Consider the following 7,866-nt stretch of genomic DNA (forward strand, 5'->3'; position numbering starts at 1 on the left):
CCATCGGCGACCTGCTGCAGCAGGGCAAGATCCGCTACTGGGGCGTGTCCAACTACCGCGGCTGGCGCATCGCCGAGATCTGCAACGTCGCCGAGCGCCTGGGCGTGGCCAAGCCGGTGGTCAGCCAGCCGCTGTACAACATCGTCAACCGCCAGGCCGAACCCGAGCAGCTGACCGCTGCCGCCTACCATGGCCTGGGCGTGGTGCCGTTCAGCCCGCTGGCCCGCGGCGTGCTCAGCGGCAAGTATGCGCCGGGCGCAGCGCCCGAAGCCGGCAGCCGCGCCGCGCGCCAGGACAAGCGCATCCTGGAGGTGGAATGGCGCCAGGAGTCGCTGGCCATCGCCCGCGACATCCAGGCGTATGTGCAGGCCAAGGGCGTGGGCATGGTCGAGTTCGCGATCGCCTGGGTGCTCAATAGCCAGCTGGTCAGCTCGGCCATCGTCGGGCCACGTACCGAGGCGCAGTGGGACACTTACGGAGGTGCGCTGGAGGTGAAGATCACGGCCGAGGACGAGGCCTTCATCGACTCGCTGGTGACGCCGGGGCATGCGTCCACGCCAGGGTTCAACGATGTGGCGCATTTTGTCAGTGGGCGTGTGGCGCGCAGCTGAGCGTAAGCGTGCTAATTCAAGGGCGGTTCGTCTTCGATGACGATATTGACGGCGTACCAAAGGCCGTCCTGCCCTTGAACCAATTCGTAGCTGACATGCTGGCCTTCACGGATGACCGGTGTACCGTCACCTACCGCATCCTTTAGAAAAACCAACTGCCCGTCCTGCGGCGCCACGAAATCAGGGTCGACAAGTGCAACCGAAGGTGTGGCCGGATACTGAGTGCGTTTGGACATGAACAGTCTCCGCTAGTGATTGTGTGGGTCAGGCCCTTCTAAACCTCTGGAATCATTTCACCGTCCGTGTTGATCTTGTGGCTTTCAGGGCAAAGGGGCTACTGGCATTTCTACTAGTTTGCGCACGCCAATCACAAAAAAAGGGCCCCTAAGGGCCCTCTTCTTGAAGCCGCCGACTATTCGACGCGTACTTGAGCAGCCTGCATACCTTTCTGCCCTTTTTCAGCAACGAAGCTGACAGTCTGGCCCTCTTTCAGGGACTTGAAACCATCTGACTCGATGGCCTTGAAATGAACGAACAGGTCATCACCACCGTTTTTCGGGGTAATGAAGCCAAAGCCTTTTTCATCGTTGAACCATTTAACGGTTCCGGTCTCTCTGTTGGCCATGCGCTGAATCCTCGTTTGCTAGCTGCGTGTTGCCTTGGGTGTTATCTCATCGTCTGACAAGTCCCGGCCCTATCAGGATCAGCCATACATGCAAAGTGCGCCACTATCATTTTTGTCAGGGCTATCAGGCGCCCGCACCGGCCTACCCTCCAACCGCAGCGGCCAGCACTAGCATCAGTACCTTCAAAACCAGCAGATGCGCGGGGTAGAACAGGTAACCCCAGCGCTTGACGGCAGGCACATGCAAGTGGTCCAGGCGCAGCAACAGGCAACCGACGGGGATGGCCGACAGCGCGGCGGCCATCGTCAATAGCGTGACAGGCGCCAGCGGGTGGCCGCGCAACCAGCTGTTGGTCAGGTTGCCCGCCACCGCCAGCAGGCAGGGCAACAACCAGGTGATCCCGCCCGTGCGGCGCGCCATCAGCCACCCCGCAGGCAGCAGCACGCCGGGCAGGCCGTACATCAGTTGCTGGCTGAACAGTGCTCCGGTCAGCACTGCGGCAAGCCCGACCGAGCGAGCCCACCATTGGGGATGCCGCACGCCCCAGGCCACCAGTACGCCCAAGGCCAGGGTGGGGATCACGCTGAAGGTCTGGGTGTGCGGATCGAGCCAGCGATAAGGCCCTTCCGACACCACGGCAAAGGCCAGCATCCAGCCGAGGTAGCGCACGTGAATGCTGCTCGCCCGCGCCACATTGGCGGCGATGGCCAGGCAAAACAGTGGAAACGCCAGCCGGCCGACGATGAACAGGCCATCGGCGGCCGGCCACAGGAAACGCAGGTGATCGGCGACCATGGTCAGCATTGCCGTCCACTTGACCAGGTCCAGGCCGGCCGAGCGCACCGGTCAGCGCCCAGGCTCGGCGGCCTGGCCCAGGTACTGGGTGGTCCAGGCGGCCAAGGGCAGCGGCGGTTGCTGGTCGAGGATGCGCCGCCAGATCAACGCCAGGTCGTGGCCGTCGAACATCGAGCCCGGCCCCGCCCCCACGAAGCGGCTCGGCGTATCGGCCACCCAGTGCCCTTGGCGGTCGCGGTGGGCCATGTTGAAGCGGAAGGTGTAGTTGCCGGGGATGCCCATGCGCAGGTCGGTGACCACCAGCGCATCGCCGACCTGGTCGTAGCGCAGCCAGTCATCGGTGAACCAGCGCAGGCGTTGCAGCAAGGGCGCCGACGGGATGCCATCGGCGGCCGCGAGGTTCAGTGGCAAGCGCTGCATTTCCGGCGGCGCGCGGTCGAACAGGCTGCTGATGCCTTCGTAGTAGTCGCCATCCGGGGTCTTGGCCAGCACCCGCCAGACCAGGCTGTTGAAGGCCATCGGCACCGCACGCACCTGGGTCACCGCCACCCCTTGCTGGTCGAGGGCTGCCTGCAGGCGATGCTCGGCCACCATGCGCCCGGCCAAGCCGAAGCCCAGGTAGGCCGTGCTGAAGATCAACGCAAGGCTCATCAGGCGCAAGGCCTTGTGGTTGATGCCCTTGATTGCGGTGTAGAGCACGGCGGCCAGCAGTGGCACGGTGTACAGCGGGTCGATGATGAACACCGCCGCCCAACTGAGCGGCGTGGTCTGCAGCGGCCAGAACAGCTGGGTGCCGTAGACCGTGAACGCATCCAGGAGCGGGTGGGTCACCAGCACCAGCCAGAAGGCCAGGAACAGGCGCCCCAGCGTGTAGCCCTGGGTTGGCCAGCGTGTTCGCCCTAGCCAGTTGACCAGCAAGGCCAGCAGCAGGGCGAGCCCGGTGAGCACGAAGAGCGAGTGGTAGAAGCCGCGGTGATAGGTCATCTGCGAAACCGGGTCGGCGTAGCGGATGACCACGTCGAGGTCCGGCACGGTGGCCAGGGCGGCGCCGTAGATGAGTGAGCGGCGGCCCTGGATACGGCCGAGCACCGTACCCTGGAGGGCGGCGCCCAGAACGGCTTGGGTGATGGAGTCCAAGGGTAGGCTTCCTGAGGGGGTGATGTAGGAAACCTAACCTTGTTGATCCAGAGGGTGCAAATGCAGGTGTGTGACAGCGGATGGCCCTATCGCCGGCAAGCCGGCTCCCACAGCGCCACCGCAGCCTGTGAAATCCTGTGGGAGCCGGCTTGCCGGCGATAGGGCCGGTGCTGGCTCAGAACAGCTGCCAGGTGTACACCAGGATCAACCGGTTCTCGTCGATGTCCGTGCGGTAGTTGGACCGCGCCATGGCATTGCGCACGCGGATGCCCAGGCCTTTGAGCACCCCGCTCTGCACCGCGTAGCCCAGGTCGATGTCGCGCTCGCGGTCCTTGCCCTCGTAGCCCTGGCCAGTGTCCACGTTGTTGCCGGTGATATAGCGCACCGTCGCTGTCAGCCCCGGCACGCCGAGGGCCGCGAAGTTGTAGTCGTAGCGCAGCTGGTAGGAACGCTCGTCGGTGTAGGCGAACTCATAGGTCGGCACTTCGTTGCCCAACGGCGAAATGTTGGCGAATACCCGTGGAAACGGGCTGTCGCCATAGATACCCTGGTAGCCCACGTAGAAGCTGTGGCCACCGAGCCTGGCACTCAGCAGCGAAAACAACGCCTGGTTGTCGATGTTGCCGAGCAACGCGTCGCCGTCTTCCCGGGCCGTGAAATAGCCAAGGTTGGCGCTGAGCACCCAGTCCCCCACCGGCTTGCTGTGCTTGAAGCCGACAAAGCCCTGCGCGTAGATGTCCTCCAGTTGCCCGTACCACAGGCTCACGCTGCTCTGGTTGGCATTGAACGCGTAGTCGCCCCCGACATAGTTGAACCCATCGCTTTCAGCCTGGCGCTGGGGCACGTGGCCGAGCATCGCGTTCATCTTGCCGTCGCCGCCCTCGTTGCGCAGGTGCGTCGAGCGCAGGTGCCCGGCCTGCAGCGTCAGGCCCTCCAACTCCGTTGAGCTCAGGCTGACGCCCTGGTAGGTCGGTGGCAGCAGGCGGATATCGCTGAAGGTCAGCACCGGCAGGTTGGGTTGCAGCTCGCCGATGCGCAGCTCGGTGTTCGACAGCCTGGCCTTGAAGGTCGGCGCCAGGCGGCTGTACTCGTTGGCGGCGCGGCCATCGCCGTGCACTGGCAGCAACCCGGTGTTGACGCGGTCCGGGCTGCTGTCGAGCTTGATCCCCAGCAGGCCCAGGGCGTCCACGCCAAACCCGACCGGGCCCGGCGTGTAGCCGGACTTGAAATCGAGGATGAAACCCTGGGCCCACTCCTCGGCCTTGGACTGCTGGTTGGCGCCGACGATGTCCGAGTAGTCGCGGCTGAAGTAGTAGTTGCGGGCGCTGAGGCTGGCCTTGGCCTCTTCGAAGAAGCCGCCTTGGGCAGCGAGTAACGGCTGGCTGAACAGGGTCAGCCCGATGGCAACGCAGGGGGTGTGGTTCATTCCGAAGCTCTCTTGATCTTGTTGTTATGGGTAAAGCGTTGGGAATACGACGGTTCAGCAATTGCGGCGCAGGGCCTGGATGGCGGGTGGGCGGCGCACATGCAGCAGCGCATGGGCCAGCAAGCCGAACAGCAAGCCCCAGAACGCGGCCGACAGGCCCAGGAACGACACCCCGGAAGCGGTGACCAGGAAGGTGAACAGGCCAGCATCGCGCTCCTCGGGTTGAGCCAGGCTGCGGGCCAACGCCTCACTGATCGCGCCATACAGCGCAAGCCCGGCCAGAGCGGCGATCAGCGCAGCAGGAAAGGCGGCGAACAGCGACATCAGCGTCGCCCCGGCAATGCCCAGCAGCAGGTACAGCGCACTGCCCGCCACGGCTGCGGCATAGCGCCGACGGGGGTCTTCGTGGGCCTCGTGGCCGGTACACAGGCTGGCGGTGACGGCGGCAAGGTTCAGGCCATGGCAGCCGAATGGAGCCAGCAATGCGCCACCGACCGCACTGGCGCTGATCAGCGGGCTTGCTGGCGTGCCGTAGCCGGCGTTGCGCAGCACCGCCATGCCCGGCATGAACTGCCCGGTCAGGGCCACCAGCACCATCGGCAGCGCCAGGCTGAAGACCGCCGCCAGGCTGAACTGCGGGGTAATCCACTGGGGCGAAGCCAACGCCAGTACCAGCGCCTCGCTGCGAAACGCGCCACTGGCAAGCGTTACCACGGCGCCGGCAGCCAGCACCGCCGCCACCGCGTACCGCGGTTGCACCCTGCGCATCAGCACGTAGGTGGCGAACATCGTCAGCACCAGCCCCGGTTGTGCCGGCAGCGCACGGAACACCTCGGTGCCGAAGCTGAACAGGATGCCGGCCTGCATGCCGGCGGCGATCGACCCGGGCAGCCGCGCGATGATGCGGTCGAACGCCCCGCTGATGCCAATCAGCAGCAGCACCAGGTTGGCGATCAGGTACGCCCCCACCGCTTGCTCGAGGCCCAGTTGCGGCAAGGCGGTGACCAGCAGCGCAGAGCCTGGGATCGACCAGGCGATCACCACCGGTACCCGGTAGTGCAGGCTGAGCACCGCGCCGAGCACGGCGCTGCCCATGGACACCGCCCAGACCCAGGACGACAGCAGGCCCTGGGACAGGCCGGCGGCCTCGGCGGCGTGGAAGATGATCACCAGCGGGCCGGCGTAGGAAATCATCGTCGCGATGCAGCCGGCGACGAGGGCGGACAGCGAGCTGTCCTTGATCAGGGTTTTCATGGGGGCTCTCGCAACAGGGGTGGATGGCAAGGGCTTTGCCCTTGATCGCCGGCAAGCCGGCTCCCACAGAGGACGGTGGTGAACCTGTGGGAGCCGGCTTGCCGGCGATAGGGCCCTCAGCCTTCCTGCAACGCCCGAGGCCGCCCACTGCGCTGCTCATCGGCGCTTTCCTGCGCTTTTTGCAGCTGGAAGTCGAACTTCAACTCGGCATACCGCCCCTCCTGCCCTTCGGCAAACACCACCTCCCCCACCAGGCCATCACGGGTCGCGTAGGCGAAGTCGTCCCACAGGTACTTGTCCCCCGACAGGTTGATCTGCGTGGTCAGGTGCCGATGCCCCGGCGCCGAGATGAAGAAGTGCACGTGGGCCGGGCGTTGGCCATGGCGGCCGAGCAGGTTGAGGCACTCCTGGGTCGGCCCCTGGGGGTCGCAGCCGTAGCCTGAGGGCACGATGGAGCGCGCCCGGTAGCGGCCCTCGGCATCGGTGACGATGCGCCGGCGCAGGTTGTATTCGGATTGGCTCTGGTCGAAGAACGAGTAGGTGCCACGGGTGTTGGCATGCCACAGGTCGACGGTGGCGCCGGCCAGCGGTTTGCCGGCAGGGTCGAACACCTGGCCTTCGAGGAACATCGGCGTGGCCACGCCCGCTTCGCTGCCATCGTCCATGCGCACTTCACCTTCGGCGATCGGCGCACCGGCCACGTACAGCGGGCCTTCGATGGTGCGCGGGGTGCCGCCGGTGAGGCCGACCTCGGCGTCCTTGGCGTCCTGCAGCAGGTCGAGGAAATGCTCGATGCCCAGGCCCGCCACCAGCAGCCCGGCCTCGCCGCGCCCGCCCAGGCGGTTGAGGTAGTCGACGGCGTGCCAGAACTCGTTTTCGCTGACTTCCAGGTCCTCGATCAGGCGCGCGGTGTCCTGCAATACGCGCTGGATGATGCGCTTCAGGCGCGGGTTGCCCTGGTCATTGCCAAAGCCTGCAGCTTGCTGGAAGAAGGCTTGCACGTCGGCGGTCTGGGAAATCTTCACGGTCATGGTGGGTACCTCTTGTTCTTGTGCGAAAGGGAATCAGCGGTCGTCGGCATGGATCGACGAGGGGTGGCGGCACAGGCCGTCGACCTCGATGTCCATGTACGGGAACAGCGGCAGTTGCATCAGCGTGTCGTGCAGCGCCTCGACGCTGGGCAGGTCGAACACGCTGTAGTTGGCGTAGTGCCCGGCGATGCGCCACAGGTGGCGCCAGCTGCCCTCGCGCTGCAGGCGCTGGGCCAGTTCCTTTTCGTCGGCCTTCAGTTGCGCGGCCTTGGCCGGGTCCATGTCGACCGGCAGTTTCACGGTCATCTTCACGTGGAACAGCATGGGGTTTCTCCTTGGGGTTAGCGGCGGGCGAACCGCGCCAGGCGGGCTTCGTCCAGGCTCAGGCCGAGGCCTGGGGTGCGCGGCACGTGCAGCTGGAAGTCGTGGTATTGCGGCGGCTCGTTGACGATCTCTTCGGTCAGCAGCAACGGGCCGAACAACTCGGTGCCCCAGGTCAGCTGGCGCAGGGTGAGGAAGGCGTGGGCCGAGGCCAGGGTGCCGATCGAGCCTTCGAGCATGGTCCCGCCATAAAGAGCGATACCGGCTGCCTCGGCGATTTGCGCGGTGCGCAGCACGGCGCGCGGCCCGCCGTTCTTGGCGATCTTCAGGGCGAAGATGCTGGCGGCGCCGTCGGCGGCCAGGCTGAAGGCGTCCTCGACGCTTTCGATGGATTCGTCGGCCATGATCGGCGCCGGGCTGCGCTGGTTCAGGCGAACTTGCCCGCCGCGGTTGATGCGCGAAATCGGCTGCTCGATCAGGTCGATGCCGTTGTCGCCCAGCACCTGGCAGGCGCGCAGGGCCTGGGACTCGTCCCAGTACTGGTTGACGTCCACGCGCACGCTGGCCCGCTCGCCCAGCTCGCGCTTGATCGCCACCACGTGCTTGAGGTCCTGCTCCAGCGGGTTGGCGCCGATCTTCAGCTTGAACAGCCGGTGGCGGCGGAT

General features: G+C 65.7%; 10 protein-coding genes. 1 reads left to right on the forward strand and 9 read right to left on the reverse strand.

Translation table 11 applies throughout. The features are described from left to right. Positions 1 to 611, forward strand: a 611-nt coding sequence (locus tag B3E94_RS14260) for an aldo/keto reductase (protein ID WP_286914007.1), incomplete at its 5' end; no start/stop codon positions are given. An 11-nt stretch (positions 612 to 622) separates the two neighbouring features. Here B3E94_RS14260 and B3E94_RS14265 read toward each other — a convergent pair. The 9 genes from B3E94_RS14265 to B3E94_RS14305 all read right to left on the reverse strand — a co-directional run. Next, a complete protein-coding gene (locus B3E94_RS14265) occupies positions 623 to 847 on the reverse strand; it encodes a cold-shock protein (RefSeq protein WP_286914008.1) in 225 nt (74 codons plus the stop codon). Between the two features lie 176 nt (positions 848 to 1,023). After that, positions 1,024 to 1,236 carry a cold-shock protein gene (locus tag B3E94_RS14270; protein WP_236235917.1) on the reverse strand — a complete coding sequence of 71 codons (213 nt, stop codon included), beginning with the start codon at positions 1,234 to 1,236 and terminating at the stop codon, positions 1,024 to 1,026. A gap of 142 nt (positions 1,237 to 1,378) precedes the next feature. Beyond that, the gene (locus B3E94_RS14275) at positions 1,379 to 2,080 is read right to left on the reverse strand and encodes a TraX family protein (protein ID WP_286914009.1); all 702 of its coding nucleotides are present in this window, start codon (positions 2,078 to 2,080) and stop codon (positions 1,379 to 1,381) included. A gap of 3 nt (positions 2,081 to 2,083) precedes the next feature. Continuing rightward, positions 2,084 to 3,169: a metal-dependent hydrolase gene (locus tag B3E94_RS14280; protein WP_286914010.1), complete on the reverse strand. Its 1,086-nt coding sequence runs from the start codon at positions 3,167 to 3,169 to the stop codon at positions 2,084 to 2,086. 175 nt (positions 3,170 to 3,344) lie between these two features. Next, positions 3,345 to 4,595, reverse strand: a complete 1,251-nt coding sequence (locus tag B3E94_RS14285; RefSeq protein WP_286914011.1) for an OprD family porin — start codon at positions 4,593 to 4,595, stop codon at positions 3,345 to 3,347. A 54-nt stretch (positions 4,596 to 4,649) separates the two neighbouring features. Further along, positions 4,650 to 5,849, reverse strand: coding sequence for a benzoate/H(+) symporter BenE family transporter (locus tag B3E94_RS14290; RefSeq protein ID WP_286914012.1), 1,200 nt, complete (start codon positions 5,847 to 5,849; stop codon positions 4,650 to 4,652). A gap of 116 nt (positions 5,850 to 5,965) precedes the next feature. Continuing rightward, positions 5,966 to 6,880 carry a catechol 1,2-dioxygenase gene (catA, locus tag B3E94_RS14295; RefSeq protein ID WP_286914013.1) on the reverse strand — a complete coding sequence of 305 codons (915 nt, stop codon included), beginning with the start codon at positions 6,878 to 6,880 and terminating at the stop codon, positions 5,966 to 5,968. 33 nt (positions 6,881 to 6,913) lie between these two features. After that, complete coding sequence (gene catC, locus B3E94_RS14300; RefSeq protein WP_042127247.1) at positions 6,914 to 7,204, reverse strand: muconolactone Delta-isomerase; 291 nt, start codon at positions 7,202 to 7,204, stop codon at positions 6,914 to 6,916. Positions 7,205 to 7,221: 17 nt separating this feature from the next. After that, the coding region (locus tag B3E94_RS14305; protein ID WP_286914015.1) for an enolase C-terminal domain-like protein at positions 7,222 to 7,866 on the reverse strand (645 nt) is incomplete at its 5' end.

Origin of the sequence: Pseudomonas sp. UBA6315 (assembly GCF_002438125.1) — a bacterium.
Classification (GTDB): domain Bacteria; phylum Pseudomonadota; class Gammaproteobacteria; order Pseudomonadales; family Pseudomonadaceae; genus Aquipseudomonas; species Aquipseudomonas faucium.